The 19259-nt window shown below is 51.3% G+C and carries 14 protein-coding genes and 1 CRISPR repeat array; of the genes, 10 read left to right on the top strand and 4 right to left on the bottom strand.

All coding sequences use genetic code 11. The features are described 5' to 3' along the window. Positions 1 to 4: 4 nt before the first annotated feature. The 3 genes from N7326_RS03410 (at position 5) to cas6 (ending at position 2390) form a co-directional block, all read left to right on the top strand. Positions 5 to 1213: an RAMP superfamily CRISPR-associated protein gene (locus N7326_RS03410; RefSeq protein ID WP_263088147.1), complete on the top strand. Its 1209-nt coding sequence runs from the start codon at positions 5 to 7 to the stop codon at positions 1211 to 1213. 68 nt (positions 1214 to 1281) lie between these two features. Then, positions 1282 to 1626, top strand: a complete 345-nt coding sequence (locus tag N7326_RS03405) for a hypothetical protein (protein ID WP_263088146.1) — start codon at positions 1282 to 1284, stop codon at positions 1624 to 1626. Beyond that, complete coding sequence (gene cas6 / locus N7326_RS03400) at positions 1623 to 2390, top strand: CRISPR system precrRNA processing endoribonuclease RAMP protein Cas6 (RefSeq protein ID WP_263088145.1); 768 nt, start codon at positions 1623 to 1625, stop codon at positions 2388 to 2390. The genes N7326_RS03405 and cas6 overlap by 4 nt, the downstream gene beginning before the upstream one ends. A gap of 181 nt (positions 2391 to 2571) precedes the next feature. On the opposite strand, the gene cas2 is transcribed toward cas6, so the two are convergent. Together cas2 and cas1 are read right to left on the bottom strand one after the other, a co-directional pair. Continuing rightward, the gene (gene cas2, locus N7326_RS03395; protein ID WP_263088144.1) at positions 2572 to 2850 is read right to left on the bottom strand and encodes a CRISPR-associated endonuclease Cas2; all 279 of its coding nucleotides are present in this window, start codon (positions 2848 to 2850) and stop codon (positions 2572 to 2574) included. Beyond that, positions 2847 to 3959, bottom strand: a complete 1113-nt coding sequence (gene cas1, locus N7326_RS03390) for a CRISPR-associated endonuclease Cas1 (protein WP_263088143.1) — start codon at positions 3957 to 3959, stop codon at positions 2847 to 2849. Before cas1 ends, cas2 begins: the two co-directional genes overlap by 4 nt. A 253-nt stretch (positions 3960 to 4212) precedes the next feature. Beyond that, a CRISPR array of direct repeats spans positions 4213 to 5138; the repeat unit is 37 nt; unit sequence GTTTCAATTCGCTTCATAGCGACAGGTGGATTGCAAC. Between the two features lie 2520 nt (positions 5139 to 7658). Here cas1 and rplN point away from each other — a divergent pair. From rplN to N7326_RS03355, 7 genes are all read left to right on the top strand, one after another. After that, positions 7659 to 8027, top strand: a complete 369-nt coding sequence (rplN, locus tag N7326_RS03385; RefSeq protein WP_263088142.1) for a 50S ribosomal protein L14 — start codon at positions 7659 to 7661, stop codon at positions 8025 to 8027. Positions 8028 to 8031: 4 nt separating this feature from the next. Next, positions 8032 to 8346 (top strand): 50S ribosomal protein L24, encoded by a 315-nt coding sequence (rplX, locus tag N7326_RS03380; protein WP_263088141.1) that lies wholly within the window; start codon positions 8032 to 8034, stop codon positions 8344 to 8346. Further along, positions 8346 to 8900 carry a 50S ribosomal protein L5 gene (rplE, locus tag N7326_RS03375; protein WP_259077794.1) on the top strand — a complete coding sequence of 185 codons (555 nt, stop codon included), beginning with the start codon at positions 8346 to 8348 and terminating at the stop codon, positions 8898 to 8900. The genes rplX and rplE overlap by 1 nt, the downstream gene beginning before the upstream one ends. Before the next feature lie 237 nt (positions 8901 to 9137). Then, complete coding sequence (locus N7326_RS03370) at positions 9138 to 9911, top strand: enoyl-CoA hydratase (protein WP_259158007.1); 774 nt, start codon at positions 9138 to 9140, stop codon at positions 9909 to 9911. A 202-nt stretch (positions 9912 to 10113) separates the two neighbouring features. Then, positions 10114 to 11955 carry an efflux RND transporter periplasmic adaptor subunit gene (locus tag N7326_RS03365; RefSeq protein ID WP_263088140.1) on the top strand — a complete coding sequence of 614 codons (1842 nt, stop codon included), beginning with the start codon at positions 10114 to 10116 and terminating at the stop codon, positions 11953 to 11955. Positions 11956 to 11972: 17 nt separating this feature from the next. After that, on the top strand, positions 11973 to 12722 hold the full coding sequence (locus tag N7326_RS03360) for an ABC transporter ATP-binding protein (RefSeq protein ID WP_310470301.1): 750 nt from the start codon (positions 11973 to 11975) through the stop codon (positions 12720 to 12722). Continuing rightward, positions 12719 to 13999 (top strand): ABC transporter permease, encoded by a 1281-nt coding sequence (locus N7326_RS03355; protein ID WP_259077329.1) that lies wholly within the window; start codon positions 12719 to 12721, stop codon positions 13997 to 13999. The genes N7326_RS03360 and N7326_RS03355 overlap by 4 nt, the downstream gene beginning before the upstream one ends. A gap of 61 nt (positions 14000 to 14060) precedes the next feature. Here the strand turns inward: N7326_RS03355 and N7326_RS03350 are convergent, their stop codons facing one another. After that, positions 14061 to 15185: a hypothetical protein gene (locus tag N7326_RS03350; protein ID WP_263088139.1), complete on the bottom strand. Its 1125-nt coding sequence runs from the start codon at positions 15183 to 15185 to the stop codon at positions 14061 to 14063. Positions 15186 to 15209: 24 nt separating this feature from the next. After that, on the bottom strand, positions 15210 to 17447 hold the full coding sequence (locus N7326_RS03345) for an HtaA domain-containing protein (RefSeq protein ID WP_263088138.1): 2238 nt from the start codon (positions 17445 to 17447) through the stop codon (positions 15210 to 15212). Positions 17448 to 19259 lie beyond the last annotated feature (1812 nt).

Below are 19259 nucleotides of genomic sequence, written 5' to 3'. Positions count from 1 at the left end.
CCACATGGAAAAACTAAGGACTAAGCGAGCTATTGAGAAGGTGGACTACACTTTTGTTCCCGTTCCGCCTCGCGCCACGAGTGCTAAAAGCAGTGGCGTGGCTGGGGACCGTCGCCCCAATCCTCATGGTTTCATTGACAATAACAGCATCAGTGGCTGGGTTGATATAAAAATCGAAGCGAAGACCAGGCTTTTACTCAGCGATATTAGATATGGCGAGAAGGAGAATATCCGCACCGTCCGAACCACGGGAGATGGAAAAACGCCTTACCTGCTTGCCAGTAGTTTCAAAGGTGCTATCCGTTCAGCCTATGAGACGATAACGAATTCGAGGCTCAGTAACCTAGGCCTTAACGTTGTCGACTCCGAAGACGCGGAGAAAGTGACCATCGACCATGAAGAGCTCTTTAGCTCTGGCGGACTGGGGGCGCACCTCCCAGCGTCTTCGATCGATGAATTATCAGCCGCGGACCGGGTCTTTGGTTGGGTGCATAAAGACGCTGGAAAAGCTGAAGGTGCGACTGCTTATCGCGGCCAGTTGGCCTTCTCAGTCCCTCAAGTGAACCTCAAACATAGGGCTAAGGGCGACAAGGATCCAATTGCCGTTCACAATCCCCCAATATCCCTTCCAGCCTTGGGTAACGCGCACACTGAAATTGAAGAATTTTATATGCGTGAGCGAGCTAACGGAGTCCAGTGCCCCAACGGGCGAAAATTCTATATTCCCTGGCGTGATCATAGAAATGAAGAAGGACCAAATAATGACGAATACCTCAAGATTGACAGTTATGTCAGGCCGGGCACGATGTTTACGGTTCGGGTCTACATGGAAAATGTTGATCGCGGAGACGCTGCTGCTTTGCTATGGCTACTAGATCTGAGTCGGCACCGCACTACACATGGTCACAGCAATAAGCCCACTCCGTTGCTCGGCTTAGGTTATGCCAAACCGCTATCCTATGGATTTGTCGAAGTCTCTATCGATGGATCATGCGTATTGGACAAGAGGCAAATGATGGAACGATATACGAGATTGGCGTCTACCGTTCCGTCACAGGATCTCACACAGGAGCTCATCACGGAGTTCCAGAATCTCAGCGACCCAGCGATCCAAAGAGTTAGAGAAGACTTCCTCAACATTTGTACTTCAGATAAAAAGAAGCTGAATCAAGAGGAACGTAAAGTTGAATTTGACAGGGACGCAAAACACTAGATCGGTTCCTGAACACCTAGGTGCTCCCAGCGCTCGAACAGTGACTTGTTTTAAGAAAAGAGAACTATATGTCCAAACTAGTAAACCTCACCCCGCATCCCGTGACACTTTTAGATCAGGATTCCGGAGCGAAAAGCGAGCTTCCAGGAGCTAAAGAGCCCGCGAGGGTGGTCGAACGGTCAGGAAGTGCTGGTTTACTGACTTACGAGGGCCTCACCATTAGGAGCTATCTGGTATCACCAACGCGCGAGGTGACAAATCTTCCAGAATTTCAGGAAGGAGTTGTGTACGTAGTTTCGCGCATGGTGTGTGAGGCCTTGCCTGAGCGTTCTGATCTCCTTTTTCCCTTCATTCTCGAGAGAGATGCCGAAAACTATGTGATCGGATGTTCTGCCTTAGGGAAAATTGGATGATCCGAGTTTGGGAGCTGCTTGTTGGCCCGATCGAGGTCAAAAAGGTGAGCTACAACGCTCTTCATGCGGCGTTCGCGGTTGTCCTTGACACCGAACATCGTGGCACAACCAAAATGTGGTCTATAGGCCGGCTGCGGCAGGTGGCATGGGGACTTGCCGCAATACGTGTGACAACAATCGGTGATGATGCCGCTCAGAGACTGATCAGCGCTTGGCAATCCTCACATGTCTTCAATTTTTCGGGCCGCGAGGCTGGGTTTGTAGAACAGCCTGAACTTCGCGCGGTCACCTCGGAATCTGAGCTCGTCGACATCGAACCTGTGAAAGCCATTACTGTGCAATTTCATTCTCCGACTACGTTCAGGATAGCGTCTAAGAGCACCCCTCTTATAGAACCGAGTCGAGTTCTGCACTCGCTTAATGGCCGGTGGAACGCCATTTTTGGCAGGGCTAGTCCAGGTTTACAGGCTTGGGAAGCTAGCCCTGAGGGGACCGCCAAGACCTGGGATGTTGCGGTTTTGAGTTCGACGTGGGTAAGCGATATAGCAGGTAAGAGTACGAGTGTGAGGCTTAAAAAGATCAATCGACTTAAAGCCTTTCAAGGAACAATGAGTTTTAACTTCGACTCTGAGATTGCGGCCTGTAGTTTCACCCCTTTGTGGTCATTAGCCTCCTATATAGGCCTTGGGTCTTATACGACCAGAGGCCTTGGGGATATTGAGATCGTCGGTTATCAACCCGTCCAACCAACACCGCCTGATTAGGTTCTGGCATTTTTGCCAATTTGATATCCTTTGTTGGGCTTGCGCCGCGCCTCATGAGACCTAGATGGCGGATCAACTCTTGGCTTATAGGTTTATGTGCAAAGTGCGTGCGATGTGCTCGCTTGAATGTGCCAAAGGCAGTCAGCCTGCACACTGGCTGAATACCTGGCGCGGTTATTTTCTATAACACGTACCACGCTGAGGTTTCCTTGGGTAGATCAAGAGTGCCGTGGGTTGCTGTGGAATCCTGGCAGTTTTCACAGATTGGCAGGATAAGCACGCTATCGTCGTTCGAATCTATGATCTTGGCCAGTTGTTTTTCCAGGATTTTTAGTTTTTCACTATCGCCAGAGACGAGGAAAACTGATTTCTGTAGACGTTCTCCCCATGCCTGCAGTCGAGTTACGACTTTCTTTCGCCTCTTATTGGAAGAAATATCGTAGCTGACGAGCTTAGTCATCTCCATAGAATCCTCCGGTATGGTTCGCTCTCGGTGATATTGAGCATGAGCCGCTCAGCTTGCCGGTAGATGATTCTGCGAACACTGCCCGAAAATGCTGGAATAGCCCCCTTTTGCACCTGGATCATCCGATTCTCATAGCCATTGAGGACTACCCGCTTACCTTCCCGATTCAACAGCACACCGCCTGGCTTACTAGCCCAAGCCTCTCCGTGATCATTGGTGAGGTAATTGCGTCGTGTGAGTTGTAGAACTACCAGGTCCACAACGTAGGGCCGAAACTCTTCGACAAAATCGAGGGCCAAACTCAATCGTGGATTTTGGGAATTGGCAGTGTGTAACACGCCGAGACCAGGTTCCAGACCCGCTGATATCAGGGCGCTGGTCGCCTCGGCGAGCAGAATCGCGTAACCGTAACTCAGGGCGGCATTAAAAATATCCAAAGGTGGACGGCGCGTGCGCTTCTCAAATCGAAGTTCTTCAGGAGCAAGTCGGCTAAGGGAATGAAAATAAACGCGGGCGCATGATCCCTCAAAACCCATCAGCTCTTGTTTGGTAGTAGCTAAACGCATGTCTCCACACATGTCCACCATAGCCTCGATATTGCGCTCGATGGTACGTGATTTTTCCCGATAGTTATACCGACGGAGAAGAGTGATTTGGTGGTGAACTTTGGATCGAAGTATTTCCCGGGAGAGCTCCAGTGACCGATGAGCGTCCTGACAGAAACTTAATTGCTGTCGAAGGCGATCCCCCCGCGCGATTGAATGCGCACTGCTGAGTGAACCCAAGTAGGAGCCGCGATATGACAGGTAGTGGACATCTTTTCCTTCGCGTAGCGCCCAATCCCGTGCGCCAGAAGTCAGTGCAGTAGCACCAAAGACGACGATGGAACGGATGTGTTCCTCTGGAAAATCAAGCGAGTTTTCATCCGCCTCCGTTTCGACGATAATTCTTCCTTGGCTCCTTCTAATCAACGCCCCCATATGATTGACATAAAGAGTTTTAACGACGGGTACATTTCGTGAGGGTGATTCACTGGCGCCCTCGAATGAGTCTTCCAAGAAGCAGAAAGGCTCTCGCAGGCTCATTAATTCATTGCTGTTCATGGTTGACTTCCCTGTAAAATAGGACTGTACACAGTGACTATCGTGCGCTCTAGGATATGCGCACTTACAGACCAGATAGTAGATTTGCTAAGGCCATTTTAAATGGCGAATAGCTTGAACGTAAGGATTTTGAAGATCTTTCAGGTAATCGCCGATCCTGGGCCTACAAAGATTTTTAACTTTTCAGGTACCGCTACAACGCTAGGCGGATCGTAACTCGGTCAATTTGCGTGAAGCACAGTCTTGAACTCAAGTTTCCTCTCGCACCGTAGCGACAGGTGGATTGCAACTTGAAGTGGAACGAATGTGGACAACTGCCGATCTCGCCGGGTTTCAATTCGCTTCATAGCGACAGGTGGATTGCAACACAACAAAAGCACGAGGGAATGAGGGAAGATAGCATTGTTTCAATTCGCTTCATAGCGACAGGTGGATTGCAACCTGAGGAAAATCACTACGGGTGTTCCTTCTTTGTTCCCTGTTTCAATTCGCTTCATAGCGACAGGTGGATTGCAACAAGGGAGGCCTTTACAGCCCTCCCATCTGTAAAGTTTCAATTCGCTTCATAGCGACAGGTGGATTGCAACTTGAAGACCTGAGGGGCTTTCTAGAGAACCTGACGGGTTTCAATTCGCTTCATAGCGACAGGTGGATTGCAACTAAAAGGGCTAGGAAGTGAATTTTTAGTACTGCCCCAGTTTCAATTCGCTTCATAGCGACAGGTGGATTGCAACCGTAAATGACCTTGGAGAAAAGACACCCGAGAGAAGGTTTCAATTCGCTTCATAGCGACAGGTGGATTGCAACAGGAGCCGATATGAGTTTTGTGTTAGGACTCGACTTGGGTTTCAATTCGCTTCATAGCGACAGGTGGATTGCAACTGAAGCCGCGGGGAAGGACCGCTCCGACCTGTTTTTCCCGTTTCAATTCGCTTCATAGCGACAGGTGGATTGCAACCTGTGAGTGGTTTGGAGTTCGCGGCTAGGCAGTTGCAGTTTCAATTCGCTTCATAGCGACAGGTGGATTGCAACACCGGAGATCGAGGTAAAATCAAACATAGTTAAAATGAAGTTTCAATTCGCTTCATAGCGACAGGTGGATTGCAACACACTATTCATCTTCGACAAACCGCCGAATCAAGGTTTCAATTCGCTTCATAGCGACAGGTGGATTGCAACCCTTCCCATTTTTAGTGAGCTCCTAGCTGGGAGTTTACACCCTCGTTTCATGCGAGCCAACTTTTATCTCCAAAATACCAAAAAAACTTCTAAGATTTTCCATTTATGCTGCTCAGAGACTTCGTGCGAGAATTGAGGTTGCGCGGTTAAGCGTTGCTTAATTAGCCCGACTCTGGGCGTAGAAAATCTCCATTTTCACTAGATGTGTAACGTGAATTTTTCCTATGGTTGAGGCGTCTTAGTCCCCCTAGAATGATAATTGCGACGAAGAATTAGTGGTAATTCTACAATATATCTGTGCTGGTTGGATCCAGATCGCGATACGAAAGCGAGATGACTTACGGTGGGCTATTTCTCTGACATATGGGCGTCACGAGCTAACGCTCGGTGCTTTCTTATTGAGTCGCTCTACCCAGCACTTCAGGTTCATACTTCAAGGGTGCTTCGTTCGATCTTTGGGTCGCCCATACACCAGTTATCAGCGGGCCAGCTGGGGTTATGAGCTCTTCATTGAACATCTGGTGCTGGCTTGGCTAGTTTCAACCAGTCTCAGTGCTTTGTTCACCTCTCACGTGGATCCTTAGACAAGGTTCTCTCATCTCGGGAGTGCACTGATAGATTCTCCACGGAGTTAGTTTGAAAAAAATGGGGTTTTGGGGGCTGATTGGAGATGGAGTCGGCTCTTAAGTTTGGTATGTCCAGGAGCTACCAAGAGGTATCCATTCCATGCGAGGTTTAAGTGCGAGGTCGAGCGCTATAAGGGGCTATAAGGGCTAGCATGCGACGTGTAGGGGTCGTAGAGAAGCCCCCACGGCAGTGTCAAAAGTTCTTTCCTAACGATCGCGTTAACCTTCAGCGGTTACTCGATCGCGTGGGTTGATTTGCTTGTACTTCGGTCGGGTAGCAAGTTCTGTGGGCATTATTGAATGCCACTACTGTTTGGTGAATAACTCGTTGCTGTAGCGCTTGCCAAAAATCCTAAATAAGTACTGCATTTACCAGTAGTGATCGCTTAACTGGCAGTCGGTTCGGTATTCACCGGGGCGGCACAGCCGTCTGATATCCAGATTCATATTAGGTATTTACACGAGTCAGTTGTGTTCAAAAGTTTCTAAGAAGAAATATTTGGTATCTCATCACCTTCCCCCTTTCTCAGGATGTAGAGAAGTTTCACGCACCGCGAGTGGTAATTTTCGACGAAAGCACCGGAGGTGAACCCTTATGAACATATTATTGCGTTGGGTCTTATACGTGATTTCCTCCCTGCGCACCTTTAGTATTCACGTCGCGATACCCTCCGTAGTGAGAAGATGGCATCCCAACTGCGCCACCAGTGTCCAACTGCGAAAGGGGGCACCCTCACGTTTTCGCAATTATCCACCGAATCGGGCGGTGGCTCTGGTGGGGTAGAAGCCCGAACCAGATTAATTGCCGTTGTTACCGGGTGGCTACCTGTGCTCAATTGAGAACACGGCGTAGGCTGTCGCTTTCGAACACAGGTTTTTACAGATAGGGCTGGGTAGCTAAGCGTGGAGGAGAGTTCGGAGTTGGTGCGCTCGTCAATCCGCGTACAGCGTGAGCTCAGGGCTGCCGATCTCTTAGCGCGCAGCATCATAACTGCCCATAGGTAATGGGGGTGGGGAGACCCTACTGGAGTGAGGTTGCTCGATAAGTCAGCGGATTACAAAGAGCCTTGTAATCTGAGGTTTTTCCCATCTGCCCGTCCCTAGGGGGACTTCGTCGATCGAGCGAATGTCGAGGAGTTAGTGGAATATGACAAGCAAGAAGAGAAACAGGCTCTTGCGATGACGTGTGCGCCAGTCTCAAAGCACGGTTTTTGTGGTGGGGTGTGATACACCAGATCATAATTTCGCGCAGATTCGTTTTTAGCCGTGCACGTGGTTGGCAATAACCTTCACAATTTCGCGCAGCAGGTGTTAGCTTAGACGCAGCGTATAGCGGAAGTGATCGCCAGTTTAATGAGCAACTATCTGCCATGTGGTTGCCCCGCTGAGGTGTGACGGGTGTGTGGGCACTGGGGTAAATACTTGAGGTAAACACCTCGGAGGGCTCGCTGATTGCCTAGCGCCCACAGTATGGCGCAGTTGACAGTGCGATATCGAGGTGGGCCAGAGCGAATCGATGGCGGATAGTATTTTACAGTGAGATGCTCGATCACTTGAGTCCCAATGCGAAGCAGGATCAACAGTGTAGTCACTGAGCAGTTCGTCTGGACACCCCTACGGCCCTCATTCTTACAACCGTCGTCACGCGCTCAGTGGGTTTGTGAAGGCGCAGGTCATTGAGTTGCCATATGTGGTGCTACCGTTTTGCGCCCGTTGGATCTTTGTGGTTTACTATCTGGGTTGCCTTTTATAGGTTTGAGCTTGCGATGCCCGATTCCGGGGCAACGGCGGCTTGAATGCCCCTCGGGGCCAAAAACGGAGGCAGCAGTACATAGACCGCGTGTGTCAGTCCGGAACTCTGCCACACATAAAATTTAGGTCAAGGAGACCCCTAGTGATTCAACAAGAATCGCGTCTGAAGGTCGCCGACAACACCGGTGCACGGGAAATTTTGTGCATCCGCGTCCTCGGCGGCTCCACTCGACGCTTTGCTGGTCTGGGCGACGTTATTGTCGCTACAGTCAAAGAAGCAACTCCCGGCGGCAACGTTAAAGCTGGCGAGATTGTGAAAGCTGTTATTGTTCGCGCGAAGAAGGAAACTCGTCGCGCAGACGGTTCCTATATCAAGTTCGACGAGAACGCTGCTGTGATTATTAAGAACGATAACGAGCCTAAGGGCACCCGTATTTTCGGCCCCGTTGCTCGTGAACTTCGTGATAAGAAATTCATGAAGATCGTATCCCTTGCACCGGAGGTGATTTAATCTTATGAAGATCCATAAGGGCGACATGGTCGTCGTAATCTCCGGCCCCGATAAGGGCGCACAAGGCAAGGTTATTGAGGCTTATCCTAAGACCGAAAAGGTTTTGGTTGAAGGCGTTAACCGCATTAAAAAGCATGTAGCAAACTCTGCCCCAGAGCGTGGTGCAGAGTCCGGCGGAATCGTGACCCAAGAAGCTCTTATTCACGTTTCCAACGTGATGGTCCTCGACTCCGACGGCAAGCCAACCCGCGTTGGCTACCGCCTCGATGAGAACGGCAAGAAAGTCCGTATCTCTCGTCGTAATGGGAAGGACATCTAATCATGAGCGATTACACTCCACGTCTTAAGACCCGCTACCGCGAGGAAATTCGTACCAAGCTCAATAAAGAGTTCTCCTATGACAACGTCATGCAGATCCCTGGTGTCGTGAAGGTTGTTGTCAATATGGGCGTGGGCGACGCTGCCCGCGATTCCAAGCTGATCAACGGCGCTTTGGAAGATCTCACCGCCATTACTGGCCAGAAGCCTGAGCTGCGTCGCGCTAAGAAGTCGATTGCTAACTTCAAGCTTCGTGAAGGTATGCCCATCGGTGCCCGCGTAACCTTGCGTGGCGACCGTATGTGGGAATTCCTCGATCGCCTGCTCACTGTTGCCCTGCCACGTATTCGTGACTTCCGCGGCCTCTCTGATCAGCAGTTCGATGGTCATGGTAACTACACCTTCGGTCTCTCCGAGCAGACCATGTTCTACGAGATCGACGTTGATAAGGTCGACCGCCAGCGCGGTATGGATATCACCGTTGTAACTTCCGCTACCAACAATGATGAAGGCCGCGCTCTCCTGCGTGAACTCGGCTTCCCATTCAAGAAGTAGCAATAAGGTGCTGAGGCGAGTAGATCGCCTCAGCACTACTTTCCCACCCGCTCTTGTGATAATCACGAGAGCGGGTGGTTTTGTTTTTCGTCACCTGTCGTCGCCTATCGCCTCACAGTCAGATGAGTAAAAGGTGGTCAATATTACTGCAGGCAACTGGCTCTCCTACGCTAGCCTTGAGGATAACCCCCATACACGGGATTTTTATTGTGCCCACGTCATTTTAAGGAGCCAGCAATGACCTACGAAACCATCCTCACTGAGACGCATGGCCGCGTCGGACTGATTACCTTCAACCGGCCCAAAGCCCTCAATGCCTTAAACAAGCAACTCATGGAGGAGGTCGTTGCCGCCGTAGACACATTCGACGCAGACCCAAATATCGGTGCCATTGTGCTCACTGGCAGTGAGCGGGCCTTTGCCGCAGGCGCGGATATCAAGGAAATGTCCACGAAATCCGCACCTGAGATGTATCTCAGTAACTGGTTCTCTGGCTGGGATGGCCTAAGCTCTGCGCGTACCCCGATTATTGCCGCGGTCAACGGCTATGCCTTGGGCGGAGGGTGCGAAGTGGCTATGATGTGCGATTTCATTATCGCTAGTGATACCGCAAAGTTCGGCCAACCAGAAGTTAATCTCGGCATTACCCCAGGTATGGGCGGTTCGCAGCGGCTTAGCCGGGCTGTTGGCAAGGCGAAAGCGATGGACATGTGTTTAACCGGCCGAATGATCGATGCCGAGGAAGCAGAGCGCGCAGGCTTGGTTGCACGGGTGGTTCCCGCAGCCGATCTCCTTGATACTGCCCTCGAGGTCGCTACCACGATCGCAGAGCGATCTTTTATTGCAACCTCCCTCATTAAAGAACAGATCAACACAGCCTATGAGAGCACACTGCAGCAAGGCCTGCTTTTTGAACGACGTACTTTCCATGCCCTCTTTGCTACCGCGGATCAAAAAGAGGGGATGGATGCTTTCGCTCATAAGCGCGCCCCGGAATTCAAGCACCAGTAACCTCACCGATTAGAGCGCGTAAATCTCCCGCTCAGATGACATAACCCTCAGGGTGGGGGAGAAGAACACTGTCAATAACTCAGGGTTTGCCCTCACCCCGTTTTGGATAATCAGGGTGGTCAAGAATGCTATCCCTTTGTTAGCATTACTTATAAGAAGAGACATCGCTTTATAGAGCCAATAGAAAGGTCAGCCAGTCATCGTGGCCATATCAACCGTAGCAAATAAGAGCGTACTTATCGGAGGTTCGGTGCTACTAGCGCTGGCCCTGGCAACGGGCGGGGGAATCTATTATGTCTCCAACAATAAACAGGAAATCAGTGCAGCTGATTACCAGGAGCTCTCCAAGCGAGATAACGCAAAAAAGGTATCCATCTCTGGCACCATCGAAGCCCAAAGCTCGGTGGCGCTAACCACAAACCTGGCAGCACCGGTTAATAAGGTATCTGTCAAAGTGGGCGACCGCGTCCAAGTAGACCAGATCCTTGCGCGTATGGATACCAGTCAGATTGAGCGCCAGCTTGCTACTGCACAAGCGCAGCAAGCTGCCCAAGATGCGGCATCGATTAGCCAAATTCAAGCGGCACAGCGCCAATACGATCAGCTTGTGGGCCTGAATAACGATGGCCTCAACGGGGAAATATCCGCAGCGCAAGCCGCCTTGCGCCAGGCGGACGCTCAATATCAGCGCGCTCAGGCGGAGTATGATTTCCAGCGCTCCCAGGTTGATCGAGGCAATGATCCGAGCATTATCGGCCAGACCGCAGCCGTCGAGGCAGCACGGGACCAGGTTTTAAACTCAGCACTTGAGGCGGCTCGCACCGGTACCACCATTTTCTATCGCGCAGAAGACCAGGCCCGCGATACCGCGGAACTAGCCGCGCTTAATACCAAACTGGCCCAGTTGATCTCGCAACGCGGCCTGGCCACAGATCCCATCGAGATAGCCCGTCTCGATGCTGATATCGCCTCCACCCAGGCCTTAGTAAAAGCCCTGCAGGAGAAACTGAAGCGCTATCCGGAGAACTATGTGGGCGCTGGTCTTACCACTGCCAGCAATGCGGCGGGACTCTTAGCCAGCCTGCGTAACCTCAACGATGCGCAAAATCTACTCAATAATACCCTCGGGGGCGTGGATCTAAAGCTTCAGAATGCCCAGCGGGAACTAGCTCTGGCCTTTGATGCTAAGAAGGATGCTGCGACCAATGTCATCGCAGCACAGCGCAGTGTCGATAACCAGGTACAAAACCAGCAAGCCGCTATCGATGATGCGATGCGCTCCGCGCGGGCGAGCCGTGCGGCCAATGGAGCATCAAATCAGCAGTTGCAAGTAGATATTGCCTCCGCCGAGGTGCGCAGCCCAATATCTGGAATTATCACCCGCGTAGATGCCAAAGAAGGCACCCCGGCTACCGGTCCCTTGATGATGGTGGCCGATGACCGTCGCCTCATTATCCACTCCACCATCAAAGAGATCGATATCTCCAAGGTAAAGGTAGGACAAGAGGTAGATTTCACCACCACCGCTACTGAGAATAAGAAGTTTAAGGGTCGCGTGTCCTTTATTTCACCGGCTGCTAGCACCGATGGCTCTACCGCTATGAACCCCCAAGCAGCAGGTTCTGGACAAACTAGTTCCTCCAAACCTACCTTTCCAATTGAAATTGAGGTTATAGGCGACCGAGACGGCCTCCTATTAGGCAGCTCTGTTAAAGCGAAAATTATTACCGAAAAAGCCAGCGATAACCCTCTCGTATCCAAAGACTCCGTGTTTAAAGGTCCCGACGGAAATTTCGTGCTCGTTGTCGCGAAGGAGGATGGCACCGATATTATTCGCAAGCGCCGCATCGACCTGGGTAAGGAACTTGACTTCGATTATGAGGTCACGGGCGGAGAGGTGAAGACGGGTGATCGCATCCTAGGTGACTATCAGCGCTTCATAACCGATGTGGATGATGAGGTTGAGGTTGCCGAAGACCCCGCTGCTGCACCATCAACCACCGCGCAATCTGGGGATGACGTCACAGTGGAGAAGGTTAATTAATGACTCAAATCGATAGTATGCCGCCGCAGCTTATTGATATGAGAGGCATCTACAAAACCTTCAATGCTGATACCGAGAATGAGTTGACTGTGCTGCATAATTGCGAATTCGACGTCGCTGACGGGGAATTTGTTTCCATTGTCGGGGCTTCCGGGTGCGGTAAATCCACGTTGATGAATATCATTGGGATGCTCGATCGTCCCACACGTGGAAAATACCTGCTCGAAGGGGTGGACGTCCTCGATCTTCGCGATGATCAGGCTTCGCGCTACCGCAGTAAACACATCGGATTCGTTTTCCAGAACTTCAACCTCATTGGGCGCATTAGCGCTAGGCAAAATGTGGAAATGTCGATGATGTACGCAGGTGAATCCCGCAAAGAGCGCGAAGAACGCGCTATGCATTTACTGGATATGGTGGGTATGGCCGACCGCGCAGGGCACGCGCCGAGTGAATTATCGGGTGGGCAGAAGCAGCGTGTCGCTATTGCCCGCGCCCTTGCTAATAACCCCTCGCTTATTCTTGCCGACGAGCCCACCGGTGCCCTCGACTCCAAAACTGGCCGCATGGTGATGGACTTATTTCATACCCTCAATCAAGAACAGCAGCGCACCATAGTCTTTATTACCCACAACCCCGAGCTGGCTAAAGAGACGACCCGCACGGTCACGATGCGTGATGGAGTGCTGCGCGGTCCCAGGGCTCCCCGAGATCCTGAGCTGATTAAGGCAACCCAACGGGCCACAAATCGAGGTGACCACCAGTGAGCGTACTTGAATCGCTGAGACTCGCATGGAGTAATATCGCCGGCAATAAACTGCGCTCATTGCTGACGCTTTTAGGTGTCGTTATCGGTATTGCTTCCGTGATCGCTATTCTTACCCTCGGGCAAGCTCTGAAAGTGAATGCCAATTCCAGTCTGGCCAGCCTTGGTGCGGCCGACTACTCCCTGCAGATCCAGCCCACTTTAAGCGAAGAAGAGCTCGAAGAGCTCGGCGGGGAAGACGCTTATTTTTACTTCGGACCACTCGAGGACCCCGAGGATGGCATTAGCGAAGATATGATCGAGCGCCTTCGTCAGGTTATGGGTGATGACCTCGCCGGTGTTGCCATCGGTGATCAATCGGCTAGTTTTGGTAATTTCAACTCTGGTGAAGCAGACGCGGACGGAACCGTTAGCTTTGTGAATGAAGATTATGCTACTTTGCGGGATATTCCGGTTGAGGTGGGTCGCGGGATTTCGGCCGACGATATTGCCAATAGCCGTCCTGTGGCGGTGATTTCAGATCAGCTGGCGCAGGCGCTTTTTAAAGGAAATGTTAAGCGCGCTATTGGATCCACACTCGATTTTGAATCCGAAGAGAGCTTCGTCAGTGTGAGCGTGATTGGCGTGCAGAAACCAGCAGAAGGAAACCTCTTCAATATCAGCGGCCCGCGAAATGCCGCTCTTATGCCGTATTCCCTCCAGGAGTACTTCACCGGTGAGGAGAACTATTGGCAGAATATCTTTTTGCGTAAAGGGCCGCGCATTGAGCCTGCGGAATTTATGGATAAAGTCTCATCCTTCTTCGAATCCTATTACCAGGACAACCCCGACTACAACGTACGGGTTTTCGACGGGGCGCAGAGCTTGGCGATTCTCAATACCTTCCTCTCGACCATCAGCGCGGCCATCGCCGCGATTGGCGGTATCTCGCTTTTTGTGGGCGGTATCGGAGTAATGAATATTATGCTCATTACCGTCACCGAGCGCACCAGAGAGATCGGTATCCGCAAAGCCCTCGGTGCCACTAGGCGCGATATCCGACGCCAATTCGTTATCGAAGCCATTGTCGTGTGTATGATCGGTGGACTTATTGGCCTTGCCACCGGATCGATCTTGGGTATGATCGGCTCCTATTTCATGGGCGGGGTGACTGCTCCTCCGCTCTGGGGCATTCTAGTATCCATCGGATTCTGTTTAATTATCGGAGTATTCTTCGGCTGGTATCCCGCCAATAAGGCTGCAAAATTAGACCCCATCGAAGCGCTGCGCTACGAATAGAGCCCACAGAAACCCCCTAGGAGAAATTCCTAGGGGGTTCTATTCCGTATGCGAGGAGTAATTAGCGGGGGATGAAGTGATTGAATGCTGCTATAACGATCGCTGCCAAACCGATGAGGCCAGCAATGACCCCCACCACTATGCCCACTATACGTCCAACGCCCATATCCTGAGGATTGGCGGGTTCATCAGGTTCAAGGTCAGGGGTTGGCTGCGCAGATGTCGTTGGAGGTTGCGGAGCTGGGGAGGGAGTGTGAGAAGGTGCGGGATCGTGATTGGCCTTCGGGAGTGCTCCGTAGGCCAGCTCTAAGAGCTGTTGATTTGTCTCGGCATCGCGCTCTATAGCGGGGCGCATACCGGTGTTAGGAACCAGCGGATCTACGACCGTAACAGTCAACTGCTTAGCATGGTCGGTTAACGGGTGGCCTGGATAGCGCTTCTCGTCGCGATCATTGTTGAGCTTCCGACACGCGGCGTCGGTACTTAAGCCCAATTCGCAATCTACAAAACCTTGAGCAATGTCGTAATTAACCACCGCGAACGGGGAGATCTCTGCAGTAGGTGTGCCTGCCTCGAGGTCACCGATAATATCGCGAAGGCGGTTGGCACCATCGGAGACGATTTTCTCGCGGTTATTGATCAAAGCAATACGCTTATCGAGGCTATCCTGCGCTTTTAGAGCATCACGGCGGGCCAGTAACTCTGTGGAGCTTTGGCGCAGCAACTCTAGTGCCTGTTTACTCTCGTTGAAGTCAAAGCCCACCTTGCTGAGATCAAGAGCTCTAGCTGCAGCATCACCTTCCACCTTCATCATCGCAAGACCCAACCGAGCCTTGGCGATATAGCAATTATCCTCAGATAATTGGTGGGCTTGGTTCATCTTCGGGGTACGCTGCGTATAATCTGCGTATTTTTGCTGGTAGGCAGCAGTGTGATAGACGTGGCGCAATTGGCTTAGGGCGTGGAAAGTATGCAACTCGCCCATATACTGGGCACTATCAGCAGCCTTGTCCACATAGTATTTATGCGGCATGGCATCACTAGTCTCTATCTCATAGCCATCAACGCTAGTCTCATGAGCTATCCCCTGAGGAATGACAGCAGTAGGGGCAGGCAGCAAGGCAGCGCCAGTGGCTAGCGCACTAGCAAGCGCCACACCAGACAATAAATGACGGTAATTGTGCATGATATGTCCTTTCATCTTAAAGATCTATATACGCGGGAGGAACTGAGCCAGCAGCCCGAGATGCTGCGCGATGAAGCCACCAATGAGCCCAATAGCTGCAAGAACCGCAATGATGATGCCCGCAATGGCGCCACCACTAAGTCCGGTTTCACTTTCGGGTATCGGGGTAGGAGCCGGGGTCTCGTCCTCAGAGAGATTGAGCAGATCATCATTCTGAGGGAGTTTCTCTGGCCACAGTTCAGCGAGCTTCTCGCGGCTGGCGAGATAGGTTTGTCGTGCCTCGTCGACGCGCATACGAGCGGCAGTAACTTCAGTATCAGAGCCTGCTTTATTCACCGCAGCGAGATTTTCTAGCGCCTCGTTCAGGCGAGAGCGGCTATCGGTGAAAATCTGCCATGCCAATTGCTTATATTCGCGAATTTCGCGCCGGTGGGCTTCCTCTGGGGTTTCGGTGCTCAGAGCTTCGCGCGTGGGATCGACAATATGCACCAGCTCATAGTGCTCGATCCCGCTGGTATTATTTTCCACCACAGTGGGTACGAAAAAAGATCCGTTAGCAAGCGCAAGGAAATTGCCTTGGGACCTATTGGAGGTTTCGCGCCCATTGGGAATATCAAAAACGCGCTCTTTTCCATCATGAGTGACGGGTGTGAAAGTTGAGGGGTCGAACCATATAAGCTGGCCACGCTCACCAGATAACATGACTGGCTGATTCTGGCTATCCCAACTAACTCCTGCCCACCCTGTGAGATCGGGGCGTGCTGCTAAGCCTTGATCCGCCGTCACATCGCGATTGGCATAGATCAGCCGCTGAACTTGATTGCTACCGGCTGAGGTGAAATTATTCCAGCGGATAATGTCGGCCCCATTATTGGCCATAGCCGGCATCGACTCATTGGAATTATCCTCTTGTGACCCCGGCATGAATTTTGCCACCGCCTCAGGCTCCCGGGCGCGGGGATCAATGCTGATCAAGGCCTTGCGCTTGGCCGAATTCTCACCATTGAGATAGATATCCGCATTCGAAGAATAAACGAAAGTGCCATCAGGCATACTGAGCAGCACTGTGGCCATGGGCTCTGGCGCAAAACCGGGGGCGTAGGGGCTATCACCCGCAATATCGTTCGTAGCAAAGAGCTCTGCCGCCGAAGGCAGGACGATATCGGAGCTGATAGCGGGAGTATCGCCGCCGGAAATAATATTGAGGTGGCCGATCTTTTCCACCGTAGGGGTCGATGATTGGTTGTTCTCCACCGAAATGGCAATAATATCGCCAGTCGTATCGTGCACCCCAATGCTATAAACAGTGCCTTTGGTTGTGCCAACGGGTTCAATTTGCCCGAAGCCAGAACTGGTGACCTTTACTCTTTTAATGACAGAGCTGAAGCGATCGAATCTGCTTGGGGATTCACTGAAATAAAAATAGCCGTGAACGGCGTCAAACGCGGCAATATTATGGCGCGACAATGGGAAATCCACCTCGGCTATCTGCTTCATGTCGGAATTGATGAGATAGAGACCATGGCCACCCACCGATACCAAAACCTTATCTCCTAATTGGTACAAACCATGGTGCTGATCATAGGTGGCAGGCGAGCGCCACTTCTGCTGCATGACCTCTAGCGAACCAGTATCAGAATCAGGCCGTGCTCCCTGCCCCTTGGCACTAAAGGAGAGCGGATCGAGCCCTTGACCTGGTTCATAGAATTCGGAGAACATACGATTGCCCTCGGTCGTGAGCGTGGTTGGAATATTCTCCCAATTGATATAGCCCGTATCTTGTTTAAAAGCACCGCCGGCAGTGGAGAGCCGAGCAATCTTTACTGGCTCGCTCGGGGCATAGTAACTCTTATCCTGGTACTGCTTACTGCGCACGGTGGCCTCGAGGTACGAGCCTGAGTTATCGATAACTATCTTGGGATTGCGAAGGGTCATATCAAGATCGCAGGTAGCCGAGAGGTCTCGAGCTTTTTCCTTAGTGCCACAATAGTTGCGAAAGCGAACCTCACCACCGAATTGCGCCTCAGTGCGCTGGGTTTCGGAATCAAAACGGTAGCTCTGAAGTGGGAAGTGGAATGTCCGATCGGTAAAAGTAACCCCATCCTCTAAAAAGGTTGGACCGCCGGTGTAATTATTAAAGCTGGTACGAATACCCCAGCGAAGCTCTTCCACCGGAACTTCGCTGGCTACTGCGTGAAGTGGTAGGAGCGCCAGGCTGGTGCTGGTGATCAAAAGGGCGCGTGATATTGCTAAAAGTCGCACAGTGAGTTGCTTGCCTTTCGGGAACAGGGAAAAACGGGACTAGGCGGTATTGGATATTTCTACCAAAATAGCACAAGGATTAGGCTTACCTAATATTGCCTGATCGCAGGTCGTGTCCAGGAAACGAGTACCCATAAGTTTTGTACGAGAGCGGGCGGGGAACTAATGCGGAATTCGGGAGGGCTGCACTAATGCAGGGAGTGTTGCTAAAACTCCGTTAGTCCGCGTACGCGGTCCTCTTTAAACTCGCGTGGGCCCCGGGGCGGACTGATAGGAGCGGAGCAATGGGAGAGGGAAGACGTAGAGCTTGGCTCCCTCTCAGCGACAAAGGTGTGCTGATAAAAGTGAATAGAAGAATCGCGGGCCTTGAACGGAGAGTTCGGTATTCAGAGAGATGTCTAACTGAAAAGGGATAGGGGAATTTGATCCGATGCCCGACCATTTTGTCAGAGATATAAATTCCGTCTGCTGCGCAAGACCTTACCTTGCTTCGTAGCAACAGGTGGATTGCAACAGGTTATATCACGACTTTCATACATACGTGATACCAAAGTTTCAATTCGCTTCATATTGACAGGTGGATTGCGACCGGGAAAGCGGCAGTGCACTGTGTCATTGTTGGTTTGTTTCAATTCGCTTCATAGCGACAGGTGGATTGCAACCTGAATACGACTCAGTAACGATATGCGAATAAACTAAAGTTTCAATTCGCTTCATAGCGACAGGTGGATTGCAACCGTTCCGTCAGAGGTGCCCCTCGCCCCAGTTAAGTTTCAATTCGCTTCATAGCGACAGGTGGATTGCAACTCCGCCCATTTTTTGTGGGCACCTAGCAGGGAGTTTACACCCCACTTTCACGCGAGCCAATTTTATCTCCTTAAACATTGTTGAAAATATCTAGATACTTCTGTTTGCCCAGCTCAGAGACTTCACGAGAGAAGTGCCTCTTAGCGCACTTCTCAAGATCTCTACGCCTAGGTTTGTAAAAAGCGAACGAGTAGGTAAGGGCCATCTTTAGATATTTCTAAACTGTACCTGCCCCAACGTCATTATGAATCAACTTTATCTCAGGCGTGCATTCAATAGAAGTGTGAAGTTCGACTCTGCCAGTTTGACGGTTTGGCGACATTGCGATGGGAAGATCCTTCCAGGACTCGGCACTACTCTTCGAGTCTTGATTACACCAGAGGACAAATAAGCGGCGTCTTTCAAGTGCCTGGCTGGCATCGCCTAGTAGCGAAGAGTTACTTAGTCTGGGCCCATTTTTCTGCGATACGAAGGGGAGTTCGCAGGAAGCTCGTGTCAGCTCCCGTTTTCTCCTGGTCCCTATCCGGTAAGAGTTCCATCGATCGTAAGGTGGCCAGCTTTTATCCAGTATTCAAGCCTGTGGCGGGGCGGGCTTAGGGAATCATATACCGCGGGGCGAGCGGGAGCCTTTATCTCCATAACTTTGAGGTCGAAGTGCTTGCCCGACTAGTTAGAGACCTCAAAGGTTGTTCGTTGTCACCGTCGGCAATGTAAGGGACCAACCGGGTCCAGAAAGATATACATGGAAGCCTTCATCGTTGTAGAGGTCAAGTTTTATCACCGTGACCGCAAACTTTAGTGTGCGCATATATTTCAAAGGTTTGAGAGTCACGATCCCTGACTCCCTTTTATGGTTCTTCACGGGAGCCTCTATGTGCACGGGGGTACTTCACAGATCTCCACAGCAGGCTTCGGTATATTTAATTAGCGATACACTCGCCGAGCTTGCCGCTCCGAAAAGGCAGGCCTGTGCTTAACTGCTTATAATGTCCACTCGAGGGAGTT

Origin of the sequence: Corynebacterium sp. ES2794-CONJ1 (genome assembly GCF_025660615.1) — a bacterium.
GTDB lineage: Bacteria > Actinomycetota > Actinomycetes > Mycobacteriales > Mycobacteriaceae > Corynebacterium.
Note: the sequence above shows the minus strand (reverse complement) of the source record. Positions and strands in the feature narration are given on the sequence as shown.